Origin of the sequence: Halosubterraneus shenae, from assembly GCF_050510935.1 — an archaeon.
In the GTDB taxonomy this organism is placed as follows: Archaea; Halobacteriota; Halobacteria; order Halobacteriales; family Haloferacaceae; genus JBDGPU01.
Window position 1 is genome coordinate 200,719 of record NZ_JBNLVO010000005.1, and the last position, 22,848, is coordinate 223,566.

Annotated in this window: 27 protein-coding genes, 1 tRNA gene and 1 pseudogene; 17 read left to right on the forward strand and 12 right to left on the reverse strand. The window is 68.4% G+C overall.

The features are described from left to right. Window positions 1-39: 39 nt before the first annotated feature. Window positions 40-495: pseudogene (locus tag ACQE3M_RS12500) on the forward strand (bifunctional nuclease family protein); the annotation flags it as partial. 270 nt (window positions 496-765) lie between these two features. Then, entirely contained in the window at window positions 766-1,248 is a 483-nt protein-coding gene (locus ACQE3M_RS12505) for an acyl-CoA thioesterase (RefSeq protein ID WP_430505960.1), read from the forward strand. 460 nt (window positions 1,249-1,708) lie between these two features. On the opposite strand, the gene ACQE3M_RS12510 is transcribed toward ACQE3M_RS12505, so the two are convergent. After that, complete coding sequence (locus ACQE3M_RS12510) at window positions 1,709-2,122, reverse strand: GIY-YIG nuclease family protein (RefSeq protein WP_430505961.1); 414 nt, start codon at window positions 2,120-2,122, stop codon at window positions 1,709-1,711. Then, window positions 2,119-2,553 carry a thioredoxin domain-containing protein gene (locus ACQE3M_RS12515; protein WP_430506139.1) on the reverse strand — a complete coding sequence of 145 codons (435 nt, stop codon included), beginning with the start codon at window positions 2,551-2,553 and terminating at the stop codon, window positions 2,119-2,121. Before ACQE3M_RS12515 ends, ACQE3M_RS12510 begins: the two co-directional genes overlap by 4 nt. 356 nt (window positions 2,554-2,909) lie before the next feature. On the opposite strand from ACQE3M_RS12515, the gene ACQE3M_RS12520 reads away from it, so the two are divergent. The 6 genes from ACQE3M_RS12520 (at window position 2,910) to ACQE3M_RS12545 (ending at window position 7,322) form a co-directional block, all read left to right on the forward strand. Next, window positions 2,910-3,842, forward strand: a complete 933-nt coding sequence (locus ACQE3M_RS12520) for an NOP5/NOP56 family protein (RefSeq protein WP_430505962.1) — start codon at window positions 2,910-2,912, stop codon at window positions 3,840-3,842. Beyond that, the gene (locus ACQE3M_RS12525; RefSeq protein ID WP_430505963.1) at window positions 3,835-4,470 is read left to right on the forward strand and encodes a fibrillarin-like rRNA/tRNA 2'-O-methyltransferase; all 636 of its coding nucleotides are present in this window, start codon (window positions 3,835-3,837) and stop codon (window positions 4,468-4,470) included. Before ACQE3M_RS12520 ends, ACQE3M_RS12525 begins: the two co-directional genes overlap by 8 nt. 103 nt (window positions 4,471-4,573) lie before the next feature. Further along, a complete protein-coding gene (locus ACQE3M_RS12530) occupies window positions 4,574-5,644 on the forward strand; it encodes a glutamate--cysteine ligase (RefSeq protein ID WP_430505964.1) in 1,071 nt (356 codons plus the stop codon). 113 nt (window positions 5,645-5,757) lie between these two features. Further along, window positions 5,758-6,339: a helix-turn-helix domain-containing protein gene (locus ACQE3M_RS12535; RefSeq protein WP_430505965.1), complete on the forward strand. Its 582-nt coding sequence runs from the start codon at window positions 5,758-5,760 to the stop codon at window positions 6,337-6,339. Between the two features lie 102 nt (window positions 6,340-6,441). Continuing rightward, window positions 6,442-6,936: a phosphopantetheine adenylyltransferase gene (locus ACQE3M_RS12540; protein WP_430505966.1), complete on the forward strand. Its 495-nt coding sequence runs from the start codon at window positions 6,442-6,444 to the stop codon at window positions 6,934-6,936. Beyond that, entirely contained in the window at window positions 6,933-7,322 is a 390-nt protein-coding gene (locus ACQE3M_RS12545; protein ID WP_430505967.1) for a hypothetical protein, read from the forward strand. Before ACQE3M_RS12540 ends, ACQE3M_RS12545 begins: the two co-directional genes overlap by 4 nt. Window positions 7,323-7,347: 25 nt before the next feature. Here the strand turns inward: ACQE3M_RS12545 and ACQE3M_RS12550 are convergent, their stop codons facing one another. Further along, window positions 7,348-7,656 (reverse strand): transcription initiation factor IIB family protein, encoded by a 309-nt coding sequence (locus ACQE3M_RS12550; protein ID WP_430505968.1) that lies wholly within the window; start codon window positions 7,654-7,656, stop codon window positions 7,348-7,350. Window positions 7,657-7,744: 88 nt separating this feature from the next. Between ACQE3M_RS12550 and ACQE3M_RS12555 the strand changes: the two genes are divergently transcribed. Further along, window positions 7,745-7,828, forward strand: a tRNA-Leu gene (locus ACQE3M_RS12555). Between the two features lie 176 nt (window positions 7,829-8,004). Here the strand turns inward: ACQE3M_RS12555 and gatA are convergent. From gatA to ACQE3M_RS12585, 6 genes are all read right to left on the reverse strand, one after another. Continuing rightward, on the reverse strand, window positions 8,005-9,282 hold the full coding sequence (gatA, locus tag ACQE3M_RS12560) for an Asp-tRNA(Asn)/Glu-tRNA(Gln) amidotransferase subunit GatA (protein WP_430505969.1): 1,278 nt from the start codon (window positions 9,280-9,282) through the stop codon (window positions 8,005-8,007). After that, the gene (gatC, locus tag ACQE3M_RS12565; protein ID WP_430505970.1) at window positions 9,283-9,597 is read right to left on the reverse strand and encodes an Asp-tRNA(Asn)/Glu-tRNA(Gln) amidotransferase subunit GatC; all 315 of its coding nucleotides are present in this window, start codon (window positions 9,595-9,597) and stop codon (window positions 9,283-9,285) included. Window positions 9,598-9,674: 77 nt separating this feature from the next. Continuing rightward, on the reverse strand, window positions 9,675-10,184 hold the full coding sequence (locus ACQE3M_RS12570; protein WP_430505971.1) for a YbaK/EbsC family protein: 510 nt from the start codon (window positions 10,182-10,184) through the stop codon (window positions 9,675-9,677). 110 nt (window positions 10,185-10,294) lie between these two features. Further along, window positions 10,295-10,579, reverse strand: coding sequence for a DUF7545 family protein (locus ACQE3M_RS12575; RefSeq protein WP_430505972.1), 285 nt, complete (start codon window positions 10,577-10,579; stop codon window positions 10,295-10,297). A gap of 94 nt (window positions 10,580-10,673) precedes the next feature. After that, the gene (locus tag ACQE3M_RS12580; RefSeq protein ID WP_430505973.1) at window positions 10,674-11,231 is read right to left on the reverse strand and encodes a hypothetical protein; all 558 of its coding nucleotides are present in this window, start codon (window positions 11,229-11,231) and stop codon (window positions 10,674-10,676) included. A gap of 75 nt (window positions 11,232-11,306) precedes the next feature. Beyond that, on the reverse strand, window positions 11,307-12,377 hold the full coding sequence (locus ACQE3M_RS12585; protein WP_430505974.1) for an NAD(P)/FAD-dependent oxidoreductase: 1,071 nt from the start codon (window positions 12,375-12,377) through the stop codon (window positions 11,307-11,309). A 196-nt stretch (window positions 12,378-12,573) separates the two neighbouring features. On the opposite strand from ACQE3M_RS12585, the gene ACQE3M_RS12590 reads away from it, so the two are divergent. Then, entirely contained in the window at window positions 12,574-14,589 is a 2,016-nt protein-coding gene (locus ACQE3M_RS12590; RefSeq protein ID WP_430505975.1) for a GAF domain-containing protein, read from the forward strand. Beyond that, on the forward strand, window positions 14,487-15,761 hold the full coding sequence (locus tag ACQE3M_RS12595; protein ID WP_430506140.1) for a sensor histidine kinase: 1,275 nt from the start codon (window positions 14,487-14,489) through the stop codon (window positions 15,759-15,761). Before ACQE3M_RS12590 ends, ACQE3M_RS12595 begins: the two co-directional genes overlap by 103 nt. Before the next feature lie 101 nt (window positions 15,762-15,862). Here ACQE3M_RS12595 and ACQE3M_RS12600 read toward each other — a convergent pair whose 3' ends face one another. Beyond that, complete coding sequence (locus ACQE3M_RS12600; protein WP_430505976.1) at window positions 15,863-16,672, reverse strand: sulfurtransferase; 810 nt, start codon at window positions 16,670-16,672, stop codon at window positions 15,863-15,865. Between the two features lie 273 nt (window positions 16,673-16,945). Between ACQE3M_RS12600 and ACQE3M_RS12605 the strand changes: the two genes are divergently transcribed. From ACQE3M_RS12605 to ACQE3M_RS12615, 3 genes are all read left to right on the forward strand, one after another. Next, window positions 16,946-17,812 carry a sulfurtransferase gene (locus ACQE3M_RS12605; RefSeq protein ID WP_430505977.1) on the forward strand — a complete coding sequence of 289 codons (867 nt, stop codon included), beginning with the start codon at window positions 16,946-16,948 and terminating at the stop codon, window positions 17,810-17,812. Window positions 17,813-17,851: 39 nt separating this feature from the next. Continuing rightward, complete coding sequence (locus ACQE3M_RS12610) at window positions 17,852-18,502, forward strand: rubrerythrin family protein (protein ID WP_430505978.1); 651 nt, start codon at window positions 17,852-17,854, stop codon at window positions 18,500-18,502. A 77-nt stretch (window positions 18,503-18,579) separates the two neighbouring features. Beyond that, on the forward strand, window positions 18,580-18,864 hold the full coding sequence (locus ACQE3M_RS12615) for a DUF357 domain-containing protein (RefSeq protein WP_430505979.1): 285 nt from the start codon (window positions 18,580-18,582) through the stop codon (window positions 18,862-18,864). 116 nt (window positions 18,865-18,980) lie between these two features. Here the strand turns inward: ACQE3M_RS12615 and ACQE3M_RS12620 are convergent, their stop codons facing one another. Next, window positions 18,981-19,451 (reverse strand): DUF2062 domain-containing protein, encoded by a 471-nt coding sequence (locus tag ACQE3M_RS12620; RefSeq protein WP_430505980.1) that lies wholly within the window; start codon window positions 19,449-19,451, stop codon window positions 18,981-18,983. A 183-nt stretch (window positions 19,452-19,634) separates the two neighbouring features. Between ACQE3M_RS12620 and ACQE3M_RS12625 the strand changes: the two genes are divergently transcribed. Further along, the gene (locus ACQE3M_RS12625) at window positions 19,635-20,087 is read left to right on the forward strand and encodes a hypothetical protein (RefSeq protein WP_430505981.1); all 453 of its coding nucleotides are present in this window, start codon (window positions 19,635-19,637) and stop codon (window positions 20,085-20,087) included. A 34-nt stretch (window positions 20,088-20,121) separates the two neighbouring features. Here ACQE3M_RS12625 and ACQE3M_RS12630 read toward each other — a convergent pair whose 3' ends face one another. Continuing rightward, entirely contained in the window at window positions 20,122-21,156 is a 1,035-nt protein-coding gene (locus tag ACQE3M_RS12630; RefSeq protein ID WP_430505982.1) for a DUF7983 family protein, read from the reverse strand. Between the two features lie 122 nt (window positions 21,157-21,278). Here ACQE3M_RS12630 and ACQE3M_RS12635 point away from each other — a divergent pair, with 122 nt between their 5' ends. Both ACQE3M_RS12635 and ACQE3M_RS12640 read left to right on the forward strand, forming a co-directional pair. Further along, a complete protein-coding gene (locus ACQE3M_RS12635) occupies window positions 21,279-22,433 on the forward strand; it encodes a thiolase family protein (protein WP_430505983.1) in 1,155 nt (384 codons plus the stop codon). Beyond that, on the forward strand, window positions 22,430-22,843 hold the full coding sequence (locus tag ACQE3M_RS12640; RefSeq protein WP_430505984.1) for a PhlB family protein: 414 nt from the start codon (window positions 22,430-22,432) through the stop codon (window positions 22,841-22,843). Before ACQE3M_RS12635 ends, ACQE3M_RS12640 begins: the two co-directional genes overlap by 4 nt. Window positions 22,844-22,848 lie beyond the last annotated feature (5 nt).

Sequence of the window (22,848 nt, forward strand, 5' to 3'; positions counted from 1 at the left end):
CGAGGATAACCTTTCATAGTCGGCGGTCGACGGTAGTGTATGGAACACGACGCCGACGTGGTCGCCATCGGCACCGGAACCGGCCCCGGCGGCGAGACCGTCCCGGCCGTGATACTGGCGGTCCGGGACGAGTGCCTCCCGATCTTCGTCTCCCCCGACCAGGCCCAGTCGATCGGGATGGCCCTGGAGGGCGAGCCGTTCGAGCGCCCGCTCGCGCACGACCTCCTCCTGGAGCTGCTGACGGAGTTCGGCGGCGCGGTGAACCGGGTGCGCATCGACGACCTGATCGACGGCACCTTCTACGCGAAAGTCGACGTCGAGCGCTACGACGAGGGGCGGCCCGAGCGGTTCGTCTTCGACGCTCGGCCCTCGGACGCGCTCGCGCTGGCCGCACGCGTCGACTGCCCGATCGTCGTCACCGACGAGGTGGTCGAGGAAGCCGGGCAACCGCCGGAGACCGTCGGCTTCGACGTGGCCGGGCCACGGGACGAAGACGGAGGAGGGACCCTCGAGGACGCCGGATCCGGAGTCGATCTCGTCTCCGACGAGCCGGGTTCGGACGAACCAGTCCCCGACGAGCCGACTTCCGACCATCCGGCCTCCGACGAGCCATCGGACGAACCCCCGGAAGATGGGGAGGACGCGAACGAGTCCGCGGAGGACGACGGGGAAAGCGGGGACGCCACCGAATGAGAACCCTGTGATCGAGACCCAGGGGAGACGAGAACCGAACACCTTCTTGCTCCGGCGGCCGGATCGCTCGATATGACCGAGTCCTCGACGCTAGCCGAATCGCACACGGAGATGACGGAGATGCTGCTGCCGAACGACACCAACAACCTCGGGCGGGCGCTGGGCGGCGCCGTCCTGCACTGGATGGACATCGCCGGCGCGATCGCCGGGATGCGGTTCGCCAACCGGCAGGTCGTCACGGCGTCGATGGACCACGTCGATTTCATCTCGCCGATCGAGGTCGGCGAAGTCGCGATCATCGAAGCCTACGTGTTCAACACCGGGCGCACGAGCGTCGACGTCAAGGTCGACGTTCACGCGGAGAACCCGCGCACCGGCGAGGAGCGGCAGACGACGACCTCCTACTTCACCTTCGTCGCGCTCGACGAGGGGGGGTCCCCCACGGGGGTTCCCTCGCTCGAAACCCCAACGCCGGAGGAAGCGGCGCTGCAGGAGGAGGCGACGGAGGGCCGCCGCGAGCAGCTGGAGGACGTCATGGAGCGATACGACCTGTAGCGGGAGTCTTTCCGCCGACGCGGAACGTCGGGACCAACAGTCGTCGGAGCGAGACGACGTTCCGGACAGCGGATCAACGGCCCGGCCGATGTTGGACGTTCAGTAAACATTTTTATAAGAGGAGTCACTCTTTACAGACGCCGGGGTGCCTCAAACGCCGGCAACTCGGTGAGCCGATCTGCCCGGTTGGCTTGCCTCGATCCGACGACTCTGCCCGGACTAGTCGGATCACCCGGATCGGCCCTGCCCGGACCGATCCCCACGGACACGCCGATCTGCCCGGATTGCCGTGTCCCCCGCGACGTGGCCGCCTTGCCCGGACGGCCCCGTCGCGCTCTTTCACCGCGTGCCGGCCCAGTTGGGCCGTTCGCGGCACTCTTTCGTTTCGACCTCCAGTCGATGCGTCTTCCGAACTGCAGGTTCGTCGCTTCGAACGTTCTCGCGAGAACCGCTTGCCGGGTCAGAGTTCGTCGTGAGCCGCTCGTGTCGCGGCCGCGAGCTCGGAGGGTGCGTAGCGGTGCGCGAGGTGTGACGCACAGTCGCAGTCGGACGCGCCGAACCCCGGAACCGGTCCGGGGCCGAGCCGCTCGGCGATCGCGCACTCGACGTCGCGGCCGGGCGTCCTGACGACGTCGAACAGCGTTGCTGCCGGATGGCCGAGCAGGTAGTCGACGTGCCAGTGTCGGGTGTCGCTGTCGCCGGCGGCGAGCCGTCGGTGGCGGTCGAGGCGTGCGAACCCGCCCGAGCCGAGCGCGCTTCCGGTGTACGCGTACGCGCCCGCCGGCAGCGTCACCTCCCCGAGCGCGCCGACGGTCAGGCTCACTGGTTCCCGGAGCGTGACGATCAGCGTGTACGTGCCGCCGTCGCCCGTCATGCGTCCGCGTTCGCCGCGTCGCTCGCGTCGACGACGTCCGCGGGGCCATCGGTCGCCGCAGCGCGGAGCGCCGGAAGTCGTTCGCGGGCCGCCTCGGTCAGCTCGTAGGTGTCCTGGACGTCCGCCGGATCTCGCTCCCGACCCGAGAGACGTCCGACCGTCTCGGCGATCGCGTCGTAGTTGTCCCGAACCAGCGAGCCGACGATGCCCGGCGTCCCGGCGCGCTCGGCGAGCTCCTCGGCGGCGGAGCGACCGGCGTACACTCGGCCCTCCGCCGGATCGACGAGCAGCATCGCGAACGGCTGAGCGTCGAACTGGGCGGAGAGGAACGGGCCGACGGGGTCCGCCGCCCAGCCGACGGCGTCGATCGACTCGATCCGCTGCAGCGCGACGGCGGCGATCGAGCAGTACGGACAGTCGCCGTCGTAGATGAGTACCGGGTCGGCTGCGGACGAGGTTGGGCCGTCGTCGTTTGCGTCAGCGACAGCGTCGGCGGCGTCGGCGGCGTCGGCGGTGTCGGCGGCAGCGTCGCCGACGCCGGATGCGTCGCCCTCGGAGTTGGCCGATTCGGTCATACCACACGTACGGCCCGACGTCCCATAAGGGCGCTGACGGGCCAGGTGACGGGGGGCCTGTCTCACCGACTGGCCGGGCGCCGCCGACGGTATCAGCAACGGATAGCAGGACGGACCGACCGCCGCTGAACAGGATGGGCCGTTTCAGGCACCCAACCCACGGCCTCCCGTTTCGGGAACGCATATACGAGGCCGTCGTGTACGATGGGACAATGACAGACGAAACCGACGCCGCGGACGCGGCGTGGTTCGCGGGCGTCGACCCCGGCGACGTCGACGCCGCGAGCGACGCGATACGGGAAGGCGAGGCCGAGGAGCCGGCGGACTGGCCGGCGCTCGCCGTCAAGGCCGGCTTCGCCGAGGACGAGGCAGCGTATTACGACGAGCTCCGCGAGGCCACGGTCACGGCCACGCGCGAGGCCGTGCAGGAGCGCGAGCGCGCCGACGACCAGCAGCTGATCCACGCCATCCGGAGCATGGACGACTGCGAGCGGACCGCCAACGAGCTGGCGGAGCGGGCCATCGAGTGGGGCGGCGCGCTGTTCGACGACGTCAGCGAGGGCATCGAGGGCGCCCGCGATCTCGCCGAACGCGAGGCCGACAACGCCGCGGAGCGGCGGGCCATCTCGCTGGCGACCCGCGTCGTCGACCTCGCGGACGAGCGCGACGAACTGCGAACGTTCATCGAGGAGACCGCGCCCGGGGTCGCGCCCAACCTGACGAAGATGGCCGGTCCCGTTCTCGCCGCGCGGCTCATCGAGCTGGCCGGCGGGCTGGAGACGCTCGCGAAGAAGCCGTCCGGCACGGTGCAGGTGCTCGGCGCGGAGGACGCGCTGTTCGCGCACCTCTCCGGCCGCGCGCCGTCCCCGAAGCACGGCGCCATCTTCACGCACGACTTCGTGCGCAACACGCGCCCGGCTGACCGCGGCTCGGCGGCCCGCGCGCTCGCGGGCAAGCTCGCCATCGCCGCCCGGATCGACCACTACTCCGGGGAGCTGCGACCCGACGTCCACGAGGAGCTGCGGGAGCGGATGGCGACGATCCGGGCGCGGGCAGAGGAAGCGGAAGAAGCGGAGGAAGCGGAGGACTCGACCGGGGAGTCGGCTGACTCCGCCGCGACCGACGGAGGTGGGGCCGATGAGTGATGGACTTCCGGCGGGCGTCGAGCGCCACGCGTTCGACGGCGAGAAGTCGCTGGCGACGACGGGGGAACCGGTGTACGGCGAACCGACCGACGGTGAGTGGCGCGCCTGGAACCCCGAGCGCTCGAAGCTCGGTGCGATGCTCGCGCTCGAGTTCGACACCGGCCTCGACGGCGGCGAGACCGTGCTGTATCTCGGCGCAGCCGCGGGGACGACGGTGAGCCACGTCGCCGACTTCGCCGGCCCGATGTACGCCGTCGAGTTCGCCCCGCGGCCCGCGCGGGACCTGCTCGACGCGGTCGAACCGCGGGAGCGACTGTTCCCGATTTTAAAGGACGCGCGGAAGCCGGAGACGTACGCGCACGTCGTCGAGCGCGACGTCGACGTCGTCGTGCAGGACGTAGCGACGCGTGGACAGGCCGACGTCGCCGTCGACAACGCGCGGTTCCTCGCGGACGATGGCCGGCTGCTGCTGGCAGTCAAGGCCCGGAGCGAGGACGTGACGGCGGATCCCGAGGTCGTGTTCGACGACGTCTGTAACCGGCTCGCGGACGCCTACGAGATCCTGGAGCGCGGACGGCTGGACCGCTATCACGACGACCACCTCGGCGTCGTCGCGACGCCGAAGTAGGTCACGCTACGGGGGTGTCCCGCTTTTTCGCGCTGTTGCGCGCGGGTCACAGAGACGGCCGGCTTCACACCATATTTACCCTCCGGGGTCGAACGGGTGGCTGATGGAACTCGGCTCGCGAGACGCGTTCGACCGGATGGGGACGCTCGGCATCGAAGAGGAGTTCTTCATCGTCGACGCCGACGGTCGTCCGACGTCCGGAACGGACGAACTCGTCTACGGAGCCGACCCGCCGGATCCGATCGACGAGCTCGACCACGAACTGTTCAAGTGCACGATCGAGACGCAGACGCCCCTCATCGAGGACGTATCGACCGCCCGTGAGAAGCTCACGGCGGTTCGCGAGGCCCTCGTCGAGCACGCGGAGGCACACGGCTTCGGGATCGCCGCCGCCGGCCTCCATCCCGAGGCGAAGTGGCGCGAGCTCGACCACGCCGAAAAGCCGCGCTATCGGTCGCAGCTCGACCGGATCCAGTACCCTCAGCATCGAAACACGACCGCGGGGCTGCACGTCCACGTCGGCGTCGACGACGCCGACAAGGCGGTGTGGGTCGCCAACCGGCTGCGCTGGTACATGCCCGTGCTCCTCGCGCTCTCGGCGAACTCGCCGTGCTGGAACGGCTTCGATACGGGGCTGGCCTCCGCCCGCGCGAAGGTCTTCGAGAACCTGCCGAACACCGGGATGCCGACGACGTTCGAGGACTTCGAGGCGTTCCAGCGCTACGAGCGACGGATGGTGGAAGACGGCTCCATCGAGGACCGCGGCGAACTCTGGTTCGACGTCCGGCCGCACACCCAGCACGGGAGCGTCGAGGTGCGCGCGCCGGACGGGCAGGCCGACCCCGAGGTCACGCTGGCGTTCGCCGAGTACGTCCACGCGCTCGTCGTCGACCTCGCGGAGCGGTACGAGGACGGCGAGTCGATCCCGACCCTCCGGCGGGAGCTGCTGGACGAGAACAAGTGGCGCGCGACGCGCCGGGGCCACGACGCCGCCTTCCTCGCCCGGGACGGCGAGGGCACCGTCAGTCTCGGCGAGTTCGTCGAGCGCGAGGTCGACCGGCTGGGCGTGGAGTCGCTCCAGGACGTGTACGACCGCGAGAGCGGGGCCGCACGGCAGCGTCGGATCCTCGACGAACAGGGTGTCGACGCGCTGTGTGCCGATCTGCGGCTGTAGAGTCCGACTGGGGCGGTTGCAGGGGAGTCGTGGCCGACGGGAAGGTCGGAGTTCCGTCGGATTCCAAACGACGAGAAACGCTTTTCCCGGCGGAGAGCCGACTATCGCGTACAATGGGTACCGACGAGGACGTCACGGACGAGGGTGAGGGGTCACCGACGGACCGAACGCGGGAGGAGCTTCGAAAGACGAAGGAACGGCTCGGCGAGGGTGCCGGCAAAGCCGTCGAGGAGTTCGACGAGAGCGTGGTCGACCTCCTCTCCTGGCTGCTCGACACCGAAACGCGCGCACGGATCTTCGTCTACCTGCGCGAGCATCCGAACAGCACCAGCGAGGAGGTCGCCGACGGCACCGGCCTCTACCCGAGCACGGTCCGCGAGGCGCTCGCGGAGCTGCACGAGGAGGGGAAGGTCGAACGGCGGAAGCGCGAGAGCGCCGGTGCCGGCAACAACCCCTACGAGTACGAGGCCATCGCGCCGAGCGAGCTCGTCCAGGGCGTCGTCGGCGAGGTGCAGGCGGAACTGAACACCGTCTTCAACCTCGACAGTCGCCTGGGTGGCGAATCGGCCGAGGGCGACAGTGAGCCGGTGACTATCTCCGTCGAGGGCGACGAGGTCGACGGCGAGGCCGACGCCGACAGCGAGGACGGGGCCGAGGAAGCCGACGCTGACGAAGACGGCACTGACGAAGCCTAAGCCGACGAAGGCGACGGCGACGACGCGGTCAAGTAGGCCCAGCCGACCGCCGTTCTATCCGGGTTCGGGACCTTTTAAGGTGTGACGACGACAGTGGCGAGTATGAACGTCGCGTTGGGTGGGACGTTCGATCCCATCCACGACGGTCACCGGAAACTGTTCGAACGGGCGTTCGAACTCGGTGACGTCACCGTCGGGCTCACGTCGGACGAACTCGCCGAGGAGACGCGGCACGTCCCCCGGTACGTCCGGCCGTTCGAGGAGCGAAAAGACGACCTGGAAGCGGAGCTCTCGACGTACGCCGACAAGTACGACCGCGAGTTCGAGGTCCGCGAACTCGACGAACCGACGGGTATCGCCACCGAGCCGGAGTTCGACGCGCTCATCGTCTCCCCCGAGACGAAGGAGGGCGGCGAGCAGATCAACGAGATACGGGCGGAACGCGGCCACGACCCCCTCGAACTGGAGGTCGTGGACCACGTCGAGGCCGAGGACGGCGAGCGCATCTCGTCGACGCGGATCGTGCAGGGTGAGATCGACGAACACGGTAACGTGACGCCGGACCGGACCGGTCGCGAAGCCACCAGGTCGGAATGACCGACGAGCGCGCGCCCCTCCTCGGCAGTCGCACGGCGGAGCGCGCGTTCGCCTGGAGCGTCGTCGGCTTCCTGCTCACGTTCTACGCGTTCCCGCTCGCTGAGCTGCTCGGCATCGCGGCGACCGAATGGATCGCCCTCCTCGCGGTGACGCTACCGACTATCGGCGCCGTCGCCATCGCCGAGGATCGGCGGGCACTGGTCCCGTCGATCGTTCTCGTCTACGGTCCCTTTGCCGCCGCCCTCCTGCAGATCGTGACGCCGATTTACGTTCCCGTGCCCTACGTCGAACAACTGCTCGTCGCGGCGGTCGGAGCCGTCGCGCTCGGGACCGCCGCGTATCTCGTCGGCCGCTCGCTGCGGTTGCTGGCCGACCAGCGTCGGTGAGCCGTCGCGGCTGCGCTGCTCTCTCTCACCACGAGGGTGGCTGAAACCCGGCTTCCTCGAGGATCGGTTTCCAGTGCTGTTGCACGCTCAGCCGCGTCACGTCCATCGCCTCGGCGACGTCGATCTGCGAGCGCTCCTGGCCGCGAATGAGTGCGGCGGCGTAGAGGCTGGCCGCCGCGATCGTCGACTTCTCCCGGGCGGCGTCCGGCGCGTGCGTCAAGAAGAGGTCCGTCGCCGTCGACACCGCGTCGTCGTCGAGGTCGAGCGACTGCCCCGCCTCCGTCAGTCGCTCGATCCAGTCCTCGTTGGCGACCCGGTCGCTCGCGCGGTACATGCGCCGCCGTTGGAGGCGGAGGCTTAAAAATCGACCGCGGGCGTGAGTCCGGAGGGTTTTTGAGTGGTTTTCGATTACAGGGAGTTGCGCGTGGGTAGCCAAGCCAGGAAACGGCGTAGCGCTTAGGACGCTATCCCGTAGGGGTCCGCCGGTTCAAATCCGGTCCCACGCATGAGCGAACGCAGTGAGCGAAGGAGTTGGACCGCGATTTGAATCAGGGAGCGATGCGTTGCGGTCGAGCGACCGAGGTTCAAATCCGGTCCCACGCATTCTCTGCCACTACACCATCGACAGGGACGCCGCTGTGCAAGGGTTTGTTTAAAAGTATAATACCGCCCCAGCGACGCCTTACTCCTCGACCGCGCTCGCGGCGCGAACGATCCTCTCCTCGCCGAACTGCGGCCCGATGAGCTGGAGCCCGACCGGGAGCCCCTCGGACTCGCCCGCCGGCACGGAGATCGCGGGCAAGTTCGCGAGGTTGACCGGCGTCGTGTTCGCGTCGGCGAGGTAGAGCTTGAGGGGGTCCTCCAGTCCCTCGCCGAGTTCGAAGGGCTTCACGGGCATCGTCGGCGACGCGATGACGTCGACGTCCGCGAAGGTCTCCTCGAAGTCCTGGCGGATCCAGGCGCGGGCGTCCTGGGCCTTCTTGTAGTACTTGTCGTGGTAGCCGGCCGAGAGCGCGTAGGTGCCGAGGAGGATGCGGCGCTTGACCTCCGCACCGAAGCCCTCCTCGCGCGTCCCGGCGAACGTCTCGTTCCAGTTGCCCTCGTGGCCGGCGGAGTGACCGTAGCGCACACCGTCGAAGCGCGCGAGGTTCGAGGACGCCTCCGACATCGCGATGACGTAGTACGCCTCCACCGCGTGCTCGACGGACGGGAGCGAGACCTCGACCGTCTCCGCGCCCTGCGCCTCGAGGTCGTCGATGGCGGCCTCGACCGTCTCGACGACGCCCTCGTCGGCGCCCTCGAAGAGCTCCGTCGGGACGCCGATGGTCATCCCGTCGACGTCGCCGTCGGCGGCCGCGGCGTAGTTCGAGTCCGCGCCTTCGTCTCGCGTCGTCGCGTCGTTCGGGTCGGGGCCGGCGATGGCGTCGAGCAGCGCGGCGGCATCCTCGACGGTGTTGCCGATCGGGCCGATCTGTTCGAGGGAGTTCGCGTACGCGACGAGGCCGTACCGCGAGACGAGCCCGTAGGTCGGCTTGATGCCGACGACGCCGCAGAACGCGGCCGGACAGCGCACGGAGCCGCCCGTGTCCGAGCCGAGCGCGAGGTCGGCCTCGCCAGCCGCGACGGCTGCGGCGGAGCCGCCGGAGGAACCACCGGGCACGCGCTCGGGGTCGACCGGGTTCCTCGTCGCGCCGAACGCGGAGGTCTCCGTCGTCGTGCCCATCCCGAACTCGTCCATGTTCGCCTTGCCGACGACGTCGGCGCCCGCGTCCGCGAGGCGTTCGACGACGGTGGCGTCGTACGGCGGGACGTAGTCGTCGAGCATCGCGGAGCCGCAGGTCGTCCGGACGCCTTCGGTGGAGATGTTGTCCTTGACGGCGACGGTCTTGCCCGCGAGGGGGCCGTCGTCGGCGCCGGCGATCTCCGTCTCCGTGATGAAGATGTTGAGGTCGGCGCTCATCTACGACACCTTCGGCCCTTTAAAGAAGCCGTCCTCGGACTCCGGAGCGTTCTGCAGCGCTTCCTCCTGACTGAGGCCCTCCTCGACCTCGTCGGGGCGCATGACGTTCACCAGTTCGGCCTCGCGTTCGACCTCCGGGACCTCGTCGAGGGTCTCGAAGTACTCGAGGATGTCCCCGAACTGGTCGGTGAACGCCGCGATCTCCTCGTCGTCGAGGTCGACGCGGGCGAGGTCGGCGACGTGCTCGACCTCCGCGGCGTCGACGCCGGCCGACGGCTCGTCGGGTTCGGCTGGGTCGTCGGACGAATCGCTCATACCGGCAGGAGCGACGGCGCGGGAGTAAGGGTTTCGGAACGCCGAACGCGGACGTCCGCGGCGGAGCGGCTCGAAACCTACTCCGTCAGGTCGACGACCGTCGAGTCCGCCAGCTCTCGGAGTCGCTCGGGGGCGACGGACCACATCGCACTCGGCGTCCCCGCGGCGGCCCAGACGGTGTCGTACTCGGTCAGCGTCGGGTCCAGAACGGTCGGCAGCGCCGTCTCGTGGCAGATCGGCGGCACCCCGCCGATGCTCCAGCCGACGACCTCGCGGATCCGGTCGGCGTCCGCCATCGACGCGCTGGATGCGTCGAAGTAGTCGGCGACCGCGTCCAGGTCGACGCGGTTCGCGCCGCTGGTAACGGCGACGACGAGGTCGGCGGGCGGTCCGTCGTCCGCCGTCGACGTCGGTCCTGTACCTGACAGCCCGATCACGATGCTCGAGGCGATCTGCGCGACGTCGCAGTCGACGGCGTCGGCGGCCTCGGCGGCGGTCTTCGTTCCCTCCGGGAACTCCGTCACGTCGACGGCGACGTCGTATCTCGCCACCGCGCGGTCGACGAACTCGGCGGCTCGCTCGTGCATGAGGTCGACTGCGTGAACGACCTTTAAAAGTGCGCTGACTACGGCAGGGGCGTCGCTATGGGTTGCGGGCTGCGTAAAAACTGCGGGGTCAGTCGGGTGCGGCCGGGTCGTTAGTGCGAGTGGCCGATCGCTTCTTCGAGCGGGACGCCGAAGCGGTCCTCGAACAGCTCCGCGGCCGTCTCGTTCATCTGCTCGATGTCCTCGGGCACCTCGCCCTCGCTGTGGTGGACGAGCATGTGCGCCTGCTGGGCCAGCGCCTGCAGCACGACGTCGGTGACGACCTTCGTCGGGTCCTCGCCCTCCTCGGCCATCGTGTCGACGAGCCCCGCGGGGAGCTCGACTGTGTCTTCGTCGCCGTCGGGACCGGTCACGGTGTACGTCTCGGTGTCTGCCATACGTGCAGGTGGGCACGAGTACTTAAGGGTCTGTGGGAATCGTGCAGGCTCGTCCACAGGAGTACGTCCACGGGCTCGATACCCACAATGTGAGTTAGCGCACCGGAACCAGATACCCGTGCAGGTTAACGACCCATGCGACCAGCGTCAGTGCGGCGAACGCCAGGGCCAGGACGACCTCGCCGGTCGCGGTCGACGCGCGGCCGCGTCGGTATGCGACGGCAGTAACGAGAGCGAGGAGACCAACTACCTGGACGGCCGGGAGGACGACGGCGAGCAACAGCGGCTCCGGCGGGACCTCGAGTTCGACCCGGTAGACCGTATCGGCATCTACGACGTAGCCACCAATCCGGTAATCATCCAGCCACCCGGAGTATTCCGGCGGGATCCCACTTCGGTCGCGACCGTGGCTCCGGGCGTAAACGCTGGCCTCTCCGTCGTCGAGAATGGATACCAAAATTCGTTCACCACGGGGTGTGAGATTCTCGCGATCCGTCACAGGAACGTCCTCCGCGGCCGCATCCGGTGACTCGACCACCGTGACGTCGCCTTCGTACTCGCCGAGACCGATGGTCCCCGCCCACCAGGGTGAAACGAGCAGAAGGGTACCGACTACGAGGAGGAGGACGACGAGCGTGCGGTCGGAGACCATAGCGAGCGCTACTGGTCGCCCCGATAAGTGTTTTCTCCCGACAAGAAAAGAGGTGAAAAAGCGTGAGACGCCGGATCAGTCGTCCGCCGCGGCCGCACCCGCGTCCTGCTGTTCCGTCAGTTCGCCCGCACGTTCGAGGTCGGAGAGGTACTCGTCGACGTCGAGCGCGGCCTTGCTGCCCATGCCGGCCGCGGTGACGGCCTGCTGGTAGTGGTAGTCGACGACGTCGCCCGCGCCGAAGATGCCCTCGACGTCGGTCGCGGTCTGCTCGCCGCCGAAGCCGCCCTCTGTCTTCAGGTAGCCGTCCTCGTCGAGTTCGACGCCCGTGTCCTCGAGGTACGCCGTGTTCGGGGTGTGGCCGATGGCGTAGAAGACGGCGCCGACGTCGAACTCGTACTCCTTGACCTCCTTTGCCGTCTCGGGGTCGTCGAGTTTCTGCTTCGGGTGGCCGTCCGGGTGCTCGACGAGCGTGGCGTGGTCGACGCCCTCCTCGGGGCTGCCGTGCAGCTCGATCAGCTCGGTGTTGGTGAGGACCTCGACGTCGCCCGACTCGACCTTGTCCTCGATGCGGTCGACCCAGACGTCCTCCGCGCGGAACTCCTCGCGACGGTGGGCGATGTAGACGGTGTCCGCGAACTTCGTCAGGAAGTTCGCCTCCTCCATGGCCGCGTCACCGCCGCCGACGACGAGCATGTCCTCGCCGCGGAAGAACGCGCCGTCACACGTCGCACAGGTGGAGAGGCCGTAGCCCATCAGCTCGTCCTCGCCGGGGACGCCCAGCGTCCGCGCGGACGCTCCGGAGGCGACGATGACGGCGTCGGCCGTGTACACGTCGCCGTTCGTCAGCTCGACGCGGAAGGGACGCTCCGAGTCGTCGACGTCGGCCACGATGCCGTTGACCGTGTCGGCGCCGAACTGCGTGGCCTGCTCTTTCATGTTGTTGATCAGCTCGGGACCGGAGATGCCCTCCGGGAAGCCCGGATAGTTCTCGACCTCGGTCGTCAGCGTCAGCTGACCGCCCGGCTCGTCGCCCTCGATGATGAGGGGGTCGTTGTTCGCCCGCGCAGCGTAAATCCCCGCCGTCAGCCCGGCAATACCCGTGCCAGTAATGATCAGACGGCGATGCTCGACTACCTCGTCACTCATATACCCGTACTTCGCCGCGGTCGGGTTTGTAGGTTGCGCTGTCGTGTCGCGTCGGGACCTGACCGGGCGTGTCTCCGCGGGAGCTGGCAGCACTGCGACGCACGTCGACGGCGATCCGGCCAGATCGGTCAGCGAAGCCACTATCGGGCGGGTGCGGCTGGGTAACGATTTTATCGGTGGACCGGTTCTTCCTGGTATGGACAGCTCGATCCGTGTCCTCCACGTCGAGGACGACCCCGGGTTCGGCGACCTCGTGGCCGAGTTCCTCGAGCAAACGGACGATCAACTGGACGTGACCTCGGCGCGAAACGCCGAGGAAGGACTGGACAGACTGCAAGCGGATCCCGAGGAGTTCGACTGCGTCGTCAGCGACTACGACATGCCGGAACAGAACGGGATAGAGTTCCTCGAGGAGGTCCGCACGGCGTTTCCGGAGCTCCCGTTCGTGCTGTTCACCGGCAAGGGGAGCGAGGAGGTCGCGAGCGAGGCGATCTCGGCGGGCGCGACGGATTACCTCCAGAAGGACTCCGGGACGGAGCAATACGGGATCCTGGCGAACCGGATCGGGAACGCCGTCGAACAGTACCGGTCGACGCATCGGGCCGAGAACCTCGAGCGGCTCCGGACCCTCTCCGCCGAGGTGAACCACGAACTCGTGCGGGCGGAGACCCGGGAAGCCGTCGAAACCGCGGTCTGTGAGACGATCAGCGGGACCGAGCCGTACCGATTCGCGTGGATCGGGTCGGCCGAGCCGGACTCGGCCGGGATCGTGCCGCGAACGATGGCCGGCGACGACGACGGCTACCTGGAGGCGGTCTCGATCCCAAGCGGCGAGGACGACGCGCCGATGGGTCCCGCCGCGAAGGCCGTTCAGGAACGTCGGGTCGTGGCCTCCCAGGACGTCGAACACGACCCCACCTTCGAGCCGTGGCGCGAGGCGGCGCTCGCCCGCGGCTTCCGATCCGTTGCCGCCGCCCCGCTCGTTTACGACGACCACCACTACGGCGTCCTCGTCGTCTACGCGTCGCGTACCGACGTGTTCGACGATGCGGAACAGGAACTGTTAGCGGAGCTCGCCGCCGACGTGGCCCACGCCGTCCACGCTCGGCAGGTCCGGAGCGACCTCGAGGAGTTCCGTGCCCTGCTGGACAGCGCCGACGACGCTATCCACATGCTGGACCCGGAATCCGGGCAGTTCCTCGAGTTCAACGAACGCGCTCGCCAACGACTTGGCTACGACCGTGAGGCGTTATTGAACAGGTCGGTCGTCGACGTCGAGCAGGCCATCGACGACCTGGCGGCGTTCCGGGAGGTGGTCGACCGGATCCGGGACGAGGGTTCCGTCCTCATGGAGGGCGTCCACGAGGCAGCCGACGGCTCGACGTTCCCGGTCGAGGTCCAGGCGGACTACGTCACCGTCAACGACCGCGACTACGTCGTCGTGATCGCCCGCGACATCACCGAAAAGCGGCAGCGGCGCCTCCAGCGGCAGCGGGACGCGCTCCTCGAGTTGACGACTGACCCGACTGTGACGGACGGCGACTTCGAGTCGGCCGTCGAGCGCATCACGGAAACGGCCGCGAGCGTGCTCGACGTCCCCCGCGTCAACGTCTGGCTCTTCGAGGAGGACGAGACGACGCTCCGCTGCGTGGACAACTTCGACGAGTCGTCGGGCACGCACGACCGGGGCGCGACGTTACACACCGAGGCGTTTCCGGAGTACTTCGAGGCGTTACGAACCAATCGGACCATCGAGGCCGCCTCGGCGCGACGCGACCCGCGGACCAGCGAGCTGACGGACGACTACCTCCGGCCGAACGACGTGGAAGCCCTGCTGGACGCGACGCTCCGGTCGGAAGGTGAGGTGGCCGGTGTCGTCTGCGTGGAGAACGTCGGAAGCACGCGCGAGTGGACCGAGGACGAGGTGGAGTTCGTCTCCGACATCGCGGACATCGTCGACCGGGCCCACCGGAACCAGCGGACCAGACAGCGCGAGCGCGAACTGGAACTCAGGGAGCGGGCCATCGACGAGGCCCCCGTCGGGATCACGATCACCGACTATCAGCGGCCGGACAATCCGATCACCTACGTGAACGCGAGTTCTGCGAGATCACCGGCTATGAGCGCGACGAGGTCCTCGGGGAGAACCATCGGTTCCTCCAGGGCCCCGGCACGAGCGAGGCGTCAGTCGACGAGATGCGACGCGCGATAGACGCCGACGAACCGACGTCGGTGGAGCTGCGGAACTACCGTCGCGACGGCGAGGAGTTCTGGAACAGGGTGAGTCTCGCGCCGGTTCACGACGAGGAGGACGGCACCGTCACGAACTGGGTCGGCTTCCAGGAGGACGTCACCGCGCGGAAGGAGCGCGAACAGCTGCTCGAGACGGTCCTGGAAAACACGACCACGCCGATGTTCATCAAGAACCGGGACGGCGAGTACCTCCTGATCAATAGCGCGTTCAAGCGGCTGTTCGGCCTCGAGGAAACGGACGTGATCGGCCGCGCGGACGAGGAACTGTTTCCGGATCGAATGGCCGAGGAGGTGCGCCGCACGGATCGTGCGGCCCTCGAGAGCGGAGCGTCCCGGGAGTTCGAGGAACGGATCGTCGTCGACGGCGAGGAGCGCGTCTTCCTGAGCTCGAAGACGCCCATCGACGACCCCGGGTTCAGGCCCGACTCGGACCGGCCGCAGGCGATCTTCGGCGTCGCCAGCGACATCACCGACCGGAAGCGACGCGAGGAGTCGCTCGAACGCCAGAGCGAGCGGTTCGACGAACTGGCGAACGTTATCTCCCACGACCTCCAGACGCCGCTGTCGACGGCCATTGCCCGTGCCGAACTCGCGATCGAGAACGGGGACGTCGAACAGATGGAGAAAGCGCTCGCGGCGATCCGGCGGACGGACACGCTCAGGACCGACCTGGTCGACGTCCTCCGGACCCAGGAGCTGGTTTCGGAGACGGAGCGCGTCGACGTGGCGGCCGCGGTCGACAGCGTCCAGTCGAGCGTTACTGCGGCCGAAGGAACGTCCGTCGCTCTCGAGGGCGAGCCAGCGGTCGACGGGGACCGGGGAGCCGTGAAACGACTGATCGAGAACCTCCTGTCGAACGCCGTCGAACACGGCGGGGACGACGTGAGCGTTCGGGTCGGCGAGCTCGAGGACGGCTTCTACGTCGCCGACGACGGGCCGGGGATCCCTCCCGAGAACCGGGAGGACGTCTTCACGCCGGGCTTCTCGACGAAGGAGCACGGGACCGGCGTCGGCCTGGCGAGCGTCCGCGAGATCGTGCACGCTCACGGGTGGAACATCTCCATCACGGAGGCCGAGGCCGGCGGCGCGCGGTTCGAGATTCACACCGGCAACTGCGATGTGAACGGGTGACGGTGGACGGGTGACGGTGGACGGGAGACGGTAGGCGGGTGACGGTGAACGGGTGAAGCCGGAAGCCGACGATGCCGGGAGCGCGCTCTCGGCAGCGTCTGTCAGTCGGACTCCGAGACGAGTTCGCCGCCGATCTCGCGCCACTCGGTCAGGCTCCCCTCGTAGATGGCGACGTCCGTGAAACCGGCCCACCGGAGCGCGACGTAGGTGTGGCTGAGCCGGCGCGCAGTGTTGCAGTAGAGGATCACGGTGTCGTCCGGCGTGATGCCGCGCTCGGCGAACAACTCGCGGATCCTGGTCTTCGGCTTCACGCCGCGCGTTTCCGGGTCGACGGCCTCCTGCCAGTCGAACCGGACGGCGCCGGGGAGGTGGCCGGCCGCGTACTCGTTCGCGTCGCGCGTGTCGACGATGGCGACGTCCTCGTCGTTGCTCTCGGCGGCGTCGATCCGTTCGCGAACGTAGTCCGCATCGACGATGGGCGTCTCGTCGTCGGGGAGCCGGAGCGGTTCGACCTCCACTGCCGGGAGCTCGACGGGTGCCGAGTCGACCGGGTGTTCGCGCTGCCAGGCGCTGAAATCACCATTTAAAAGATGGACCTCGGTGAAGCCGTACACCAGCGCCGTGACGAGGAACCGCGCGGCGAACACGCCGTTGGTGTCGTCGTAGGCGACGAGGGTGTCCGACCGCGAGAGGCCGGCCTCGCCCATCACGTTCGCGAACGCCTCGGCACCCGGCAGGTGGCCGACGTCCGCGTCGCCCTGGCCCCGGAACGTCTCGAAGGGGACGTTCACGGCCCCGGGCACGTGCCCCATGGCGTCGTACTCCCACTCCTCGCGCACGTCGACGGCGTGGACGCCCGGGTCGTCGAGGCGGGCCGCGAGCGCCGAGGCGTCCACGATGATCTCGTCCATTGCGTCCGACTTGGGCAGCGGGCCGGTTTAGTGTCCCGCCGTCGCCAACGCCTGATCCAGCTCGTGGGAAGCGGCAGCTGTTGCCGTCGATCGCTGGGTGGCCCGGGGTCACAAAACGTCAGCTCGCGTGAACGACGGGCTGTCGTCGGCCTCCTAAAAGGGCGGCGTCGGGCAGGGATCGAGTACGTGCAAATATTGTGGCTTTATCGAACGATTGGCCGATGTCTCCGGCGGTCATACTACTATAACCCCGTCTTCCTAATGTGTGCGTGTATGGCAGACAACTCATACGCAAACGACGTACTGGTCTCGGCCGACTGGGCCGAAGACCGACTGGACGAGTTCCAGAGCGACGACGCGGACCTCCGCCTCGTCGAGGTCGACGTCGACACCGAGTCGTACGACTCGGCCCACGCGCCCGGCGCCATCGGCTTCAACTGGGAGAGCCAGCTCCAGGACCAGGTCCAGCGCGACATCCTCGACAAGGGGGACTTCGAGGACCTGCTCGGCACCCACGGCATCACGGAGGACACGACGGTCGTCCTCTACGGCGACAACAGCAACTGGTTCGCCGCCTACGCCTACTGGCAGTTCAAGTACTACGGCCACGACGACGTGAAGCTGCTCGACGGCGGCCGCGAGTTCTGGGTCGAGAACGACTACCCGACGACCGACGAGGTTCCGGAGTTCCCCGAGGTCGAGTACGACGCCGCCGGTCCCCACGAGACCATCCGCGCGTACAAGGAGGACGTCGAGAAGGCCATCGAGCACGACGTGCCGCTCGTCGACGTTCGCTCGCCCGAGGAGTACCGCGGCGAGGTCCTCGCTCCGCCGGGCCTCAACGAGACCGCCCAGCGTGGCGGTCACATCCCGGGCGCGAAGAACATCTCCTGGGCGGCCGTCACCAACGACGACGGGACGTTCAAGTCCTTCGACGAGCTGCAGGAGCTGTACGCCGAGGAGGACATCGACGGCGACGAGACGACCGTCGCCTACTGCCGCATCGGCGAGCGCTCCTCCGTCGCCTGGTTCGCGCTCCACGAGCTGCTCGGCTACGACGACACCGTCAACTACGACGGCTCCTGGACCGAGTGGGGGAACCTCGTCGACGCGCCCATCGCGACAGGCGACGAGCCGTAACCCCGAAGCGTTAGGGTCACCATCCACTTTTTCACTCATATGACCCCTGACGACCTGCTCGAGGCGGTTCGCGAGGCAAAGGCGACGGAGCTCTCCCGGCTCGGCTCCTCCAAGGCGCTCTACGCGGCCACCGCGGGCGAGATCGAGGCCGACCGCGTGCTGCAGGCCGCCGCGACCGCCGAGCGCGCCGCCGCGGAGACGTTCGACGCCTGGGCCGACGACGAGGCGAACGAGGCCGCCGCCGCGGCGTTCCGCGCCACGGCCGAGGAGGAGCACGACCACTTCGAGCGCGTCCGGGAGGAACTGGACGAGGACGGGGACGAGGAACCGGCCGACGAGGATGGCGAGGATCTCCCGGCGCTCGCCGCCCACCTGCGGGGCATCGACGACACCGTCGCCCGCGCCGGCGCGCTCCTCGGCCGGATCCTCGTCGCCGACGAGTCGAAGTCCCAGTACATCGGCTACTTCGTCGGCGACGCCGATCCCCAGACGGCGTCCGTCTTCCGCGACCTCCGTGGTGACCTCGACGGTCAGCAGGAGCGCGCCCTCGACCTCCTGGAGACGGTCTGTGACGACGACGGCGACTGGGAGCGGGCGGAATCGGCCGCGCTCGACGCCATCGACGCCGCCTACGAGGCGCAGGTCGAGGCGCTGGAGTCGCTCGGCGTCAACCCGAAGCCGGTCTGTTGAGCCCGTCGCCCGACGTCCACCGCTGGCCGTCCGCCTCGTGAGCGAACGTTTTCGTGGCGGGGCCACGAGGTGCCGCTATGGCCGCTGATCTCGAGGAGAAGACGGATCGATACGAACGCATGCTGGCGGACGCGCTCGCGGAGGCGGAACCGCGCCCGCCGGACGGGACCCCGCTGGGCGAATCGGCCGCAGACTGCGCGGAGATGGCGGAAGCGTACCTCGAGGACGGGCGCCACTTCCGCCACAAGGGCGACCTCGTGAACGCGCTCGCGTCCTTCTCGTACGGTTACGGCTGGCTCGACGCCGGCGTCCGGATGGGGCTGTTCTCGATCCCGGAGGACACCGAGCTGTTCACGACGTGAGCGACGCCGTCGGCCGGGTTGTCGCGTCGGATCCCGGGTTGGCTGTCGCGTCGGATCCCGGGTTGGCTGTCGCGTCGGCCGCACCGAATTCCGTCAGACGAGGACGCTCTCGCGGCCTAGACGAGGACGCTCACGTCGCTTTCGCGATAGCGCTCGATCGTCCGGAGCGCGACGAAGTAGCTGGGAACGGCGGCGACGATCGCCAGGATCGTGTTGCCGAGGACGAGCCGGTAGACCACCGCGGGCGCCGCCGTCAGCGACACCTCCGAGACGCTGATTCCTTCGACCGGCCCGAGTAGAAACACGCCGAGTCCATAGCTCGCCCCGTAGACGCCCCACTTAACGACGGGGTTGAAGACGATCACGGAGGCGAACAGCGCCAGCTTGCTCAGTCGCTTAAAAACAAACGCGAGTGCCACGAACGCCAGGAACCCGACCCCGAGGGTCGGCAGCATCGTGATGAACACACCGAGCGCGAAGCTGCCCGCCACCTCCTTCGGGGAGTGGTCGTGTGTAAACGCCTGGTGGAGGACCCCCCTGGTCCGGTCGACGTCCCGGCGGATCCTCGCGCGTAGTTCGGGGAGCAACGTACCCTCGATTCACCGCGAACGCGCATGAAACCATCGCCACCGACCTCCACCACGTTCCAGCGCGCCTGAATTAGCAGTCGACGCCCGAGACGAGGGGAATGGTGCGGAAACGTCGAGAACCGGGGTACAGGCAGTCGCAACGCTTTTTCGGTAGCCACCGAGTTCTATCCTATACCCACGATGGACCGGAGCCGGCTGGTCGAACGACTCGACGCCTGGCTGACGCTCCAGCAACCGGTGACCTACTGGTCGTTCTGGAGTCGGCTGCTGAAGGTGTCCCCCATCGTGCTCCTCGCGGTGCTGGCGTCCGTCGCCATCGCGGGAAGCGCGCTCACGGTAGTTCCGTTCGCGCCGGTTCCGTACGTGTTCGTCGCCGCGACGCTCGGCTTCGCCGTAAGACGACTCGAAGGCGGCCACGCGCTCGTCTCGGTCGGGGTCGCCGGGGTGTACACCGCCATGCTGGTCTCGCTGGGGACGTTCTGGCGGATGCTCGCCTCCCCGTCACCGATCCTGGCCGCGATCGGGATCCTGACCTTCGTCGCGACCATCGCCGGGTTCGCGTCGCCGTCGCTGCACCGCGGCTTCGAGCAAACCGAGCTCGCGGCCGAGCGCCGGGAGCGGGACGACTACTGAGCTCCGCGAACCCGTCGGTTCGACCCTCCGAGACCTACGACTCCGGCGAGAACTGGTCCTCGTTCACGTCCGCCCGTCGGAGCCGGTCCGTTTCTCGCGTCTCGAAGAAGGCCGATTCGTCGAGGTCGGCGTCCTCGATCGCGTCGTCGACGAGGTCGGGGTCGAACGACTGTACGTCCGCCGGGTCGATCCCGGCTCCGAGCAGCCGACTCTGGACGACGGCCTCGTCGCGGAGGGACCTCCGCGTCCCGGTCGACCGCTCGACGGCGCCCAGACGGCCCTCGATCTCGCCGTCCTCCTCGACGCGGTCGACGATGGCGCTTTTAAGATCGCGTCGCAGGCTGCTTGCCTCGCTCGCCAGCACCGAGAACGCGACGTGGAGGTCGACGAGCTTCGAGAGCGGGAGGTCGTCGAGCGCGTCGACGTCCTCGGCCTCGTCGACGGCGACCTCGGCCGCACGCTCTACGTCGCTCACGTCGAACGGATGGTCGGGATCGACCGGCTGGCTATCCTCGCCCGTTTCGTCGGCTTCCCTCGGCGCCGGCGGGAACGCCTCGGCGTTCGGGTAGTCGATCTTTCGCATGTCGTGGGGCGGGTCGCGCTTCCCGCTGACGTGCGCGGCGACCGACTTCGGCGGCCCCGTGTAGCTACAGCCGTCGACCGGACACCGAACGGGGAGCGGCTCCGGGTCGCCGGCGATGGCCCGGCTCCCCCTGTTCGAGCGCGACTCGGCGTCCGACTCCGCCGCCTTCGTCCCCGATTCACCGGCGTTGTCGGGCGCGTCGTCGGCTTCGTCGCTCGTGTGGTCAGTCTCGTCGTTTGCGTGGGCAGCTTCGTCGCGCGCGTCGTTGCTATCCTCGCTCTCCACGCCCCGGTCGGCGCCGGCATCGGTCGGCATCGTGGGCCCGTCGGCGCGTGCCGCCGAGAGGAACGCGCCGGGCCCGTCGAACGGCAGCTCGTCCCAGTCGTGGTCTGCGTCCGACGTCCCGTTGACGTGCGCGGCGACGAGGGAGGGGATGTCGCTGAAGCCGCAGTCCGCCACCGGGCAGTCGGCCGATCCGTTTGACATGGGGATGGCTTGGGCGGCATCCGGTTTGACCCTTCGGACGCGCGGGTTCGGTCCGAGTGACGGTCGGTCGAATCCTCCGCCGGAACGATAACGTATAGGCGGCTGGCCCAGAAGCGACGAGTATGGAACGCGTAGCAATACTCGGAGCGTCGATGACCCAGTTCGGGGAACGGGACGCGTGGGTCCGCGAGCTGCTCGCGGAGGCGGGTGCGGCCTGCCTCGACGACGCGGACGTCGAACCGGATGCCGTCGACCACCTCTACGTCTCGAACATGGCAAGCGGCGAGTTCGAGGGCCAGACGGGCGTCCCGAACGCGCTCGCGCACGACCTCGACGCGATGCCGGCGTACACCCAGCGTATCGACCAGACGTCGTCGTCGGGCGGCGCGGGGATCTACGCCGCCTGGCAGTCGGTCGCCTCCGGCGCCTCGGACATGACGCTGCTCGTCGGCGGCGAGAAGATGACCCACCGGAGCACCACGGAGGCGACGGACGTCATCGCGTCGCTGACGCACCCGGTCGAGTACAAACACGGCGTGACCCTGCCGTCCTTTGCGGGCCTCACGGCGCGGCTCTACCTCGACGAGTACGACGCGCCGCGCGAGAGTCTCGGGAAGGTCGCGGTCAAGAACCACCGGAACGGCCTCGATAACCCGCACGCGCAGTTCCGGAAGGAGGTAGACCTCGACACCGTGCTCGACTCGCCGATCGTCGCGGACCCGCTCCGGCTCTACGACTTCTGTCCGATCACGGACGGCTCCGCGGCGCTCATGCTCTGTCCCGAGTCCGTCGCGAAGGAGTACACGGACGAGTACGTCGTCATCTCCGGCATCGGCGGCGCGACGGACACCCACGTCGTCCACGAGCGCGAGGACCCAACGACGATGGGCGGCGTCGTCGACTCCTCCGACGAGGCCTACGAGATGGCCGGCCTCGGCCCGGACGACGTCGACGTGGCCGAGCTCCACGACATGTTCACCATCCTCGAGTTCCTCCAGAGCGAGGACCTCGGCTTCTTCGAGAAGGGCGAGGGCTGGAAGGCCGTCGAGGAGGGCGTCACCGACCGCGACGGCGAGCTCCCCATCAACACCTCCGGCGGATTGAAGTCGAAGGGCCACCCGCTCGGCGCCTCGGGCGTCGCGCAGGCGTACGAGATTTATCAACAGCTGCTCGGCGAGGCGGGCGACCGCCAGGTCGACGCCGAGGTCGGACTCGCCTGCAACGTCGGCGGGTTCGGGAACTGTGTCACGACCACCATCATGGAGGCGGAACAATGAGCGACGAAACCACCGACCACGACACCGACGACCCGGTCCTCGAGGCAGCGAAATACGAGAACGGCGCGATCGCCTATCCACCGCACCGACTCGGACCGGGCGGTGCCGACCGCGTCGGCACCGTCAACCTCGCCGAGTACGAGGCCGAGGTCTTCACCTGGACGGAGTCGACGGCGACGCCGCCGGGCGTCCGCGAACCGAACACGCTCGCCATCGTCGACTTCGACCTCGGCGACGACTACGACGGCCCGCCGGTGCGCGCGCTCGGGCAGATCGTCGCGGACGAGGACGTCGAGATCGGCGACACCGTCGAACCGGTGTACGCCGAGGAGCTCCGCGACCCCGAAGCCGGCATCCGCGAGCCCGACAGCCAGGACTGGGACGGCTTCCGATTCCGGCCCGTCGAATAAGGAGT

What these genes read in the sequence shown, in the direction of transcription:
- ACQE3M_RS12600 (WP_430505976.1), bottom strand. Translation starts at nt 16,672, where the DNA reads ATGGACGAGATCATCGTGGACGCCTCGGCGCTCGCGGCCCGCCTCGAC.
- ACQE3M_RS12520 (WP_430505962.1), top strand. Translation starts at nt 2,910, where the DNA reads ATGACAGACGAAACCGACGCCGCGGACGCGGCGTGGTTCGCGGGCGTC.
- ACQE3M_RS12630 (WP_430505982.1), bottom strand. Translation starts at nt 21,156, where the DNA reads ATGTCAAACGGATCGGCCGACTGCCCGGTGGCGGACTGCGGCTTCAGC.
- gatA (WP_430505969.1), bottom strand. Translation starts at nt 9,282, where the DNA reads ATGAGCGCCGACCTCAACATCTTCATCACGGAGACGGAGATCGCCGGC.
- gatC (WP_430505970.1), bottom strand. Translation starts at nt 9,597, where the DNA reads ATGAGCGATTCGTCCGACGACCCAGCCGAACCCGACGAGCCGTCGGCC.
- ACQE3M_RS12580 (WP_430505973.1), bottom strand. Translation starts at nt 11,231, where the DNA reads ATGGTCTCCGACCGCACGCTCGTCGTCCTCCTCCTCGTAGTCGGTACC.
- ACQE3M_RS12510 (WP_430505961.1), bottom strand. Translation starts at nt 2,122, where the DNA reads ATGACGGGCGACGGCGGCACGTACACGCTGATCGTCACGCTCCGGGAA.
- ACQE3M_RS12575 (WP_430505972.1), bottom strand. Translation starts at nt 10,579, where the DNA reads ATGGCAGACACCGAGACGTACACCGTGACCGGTCCCGACGGCGACGAA.
- ACQE3M_RS12605 (WP_430505977.1), top strand. Translation starts at nt 16,946, where the DNA reads ATGGCAGACAACTCATACGCAAACGACGTACTGGTCTCGGCCGACTGG.
- ACQE3M_RS12625 (WP_430505981.1), top strand. Translation starts at nt 19,635, where the DNA reads ATGGACCGGAGCCGGCTGGTCGAACGACTCGACGCCTGGCTGACGCTC.
- ACQE3M_RS12590 (WP_430505975.1), top strand. Translation starts at nt 12,574, where the DNA reads ATGGACAGCTCGATCCGTGTCCTCCACGTCGAGGACGACCCCGGGTTC.
- ACQE3M_RS12545 (WP_430505967.1), top strand. Translation starts at nt 6,933, where the DNA reads ATGACCGACGAGCGCGCGCCCCTCCTCGGCAGTCGCACGGCGGAGCGC.
- ACQE3M_RS12505 (WP_430505960.1), top strand. Translation starts at nt 766, where the DNA reads ATGACCGAGTCCTCGACGCTAGCCGAATCGCACACGGAGATGACGGAG.
- ACQE3M_RS12550 (WP_430505968.1), bottom strand. Translation starts at nt 7,656, where the DNA reads ATGTACCGCGCGAGCGACCGGGTCGCCAACGAGGACTGGATCGAGCGA.
- ACQE3M_RS12535 (WP_430505965.1), top strand. Translation starts at nt 5,758, where the DNA reads ATGGGTACCGACGAGGACGTCACGGACGAGGGTGAGGGGTCACCGACG.
- ACQE3M_RS12570 (WP_430505971.1), bottom strand. Translation starts at nt 10,184, where the DNA reads ATGCACGAGCGAGCCGCCGAGTTCGTCGACCGCGCGGTGGCGAGATAC.
- ACQE3M_RS12615 (WP_430505979.1), top strand. Translation starts at nt 18,580, where the DNA reads ATGGCCGCTGATCTCGAGGAGAAGACGGATCGATACGAACGCATGCTG.
- ACQE3M_RS12585 (WP_430505974.1), bottom strand. Translation starts at nt 12,377, where the DNA reads ATGAGTGACGAGGTAGTCGAGCATCGCCGTCTGATCATTACTGGCACG.
- ACQE3M_RS12610 (WP_430505978.1), top strand. Translation starts at nt 17,852, where the DNA reads ATGACCCCTGACGACCTGCTCGAGGCGGTTCGCGAGGCAAAGGCGACG.
- ACQE3M_RS12530 (WP_430505964.1), top strand. Translation starts at nt 4,574, where the DNA reads ATGGAACTCGGCTCGCGAGACGCGTTCGACCGGATGGGGACGCTCGGC.
- ACQE3M_RS12525 (WP_430505963.1), top strand. Translation starts at nt 3,835, where the DNA reads ATGAGTGATGGACTTCCGGCGGGCGTCGAGCGCCACGCGTTCGACGGC.
- ACQE3M_RS12635 (WP_430505983.1), top strand. Translation starts at nt 21,279, where the DNA reads ATGGAACGCGTAGCAATACTCGGAGCGTCGATGACCCAGTTCGGGGAA.
- ACQE3M_RS12640 (WP_430505984.1), top strand. Translation starts at nt 22,430, where the DNA reads ATGAGCGACGAAACCACCGACCACGACACCGACGACCCGGTCCTCGAG.
- ACQE3M_RS12540 (WP_430505966.1), top strand. Translation starts at nt 6,442, where the DNA reads ATGAACGTCGCGTTGGGTGGGACGTTCGATCCCATCCACGACGGTCAC.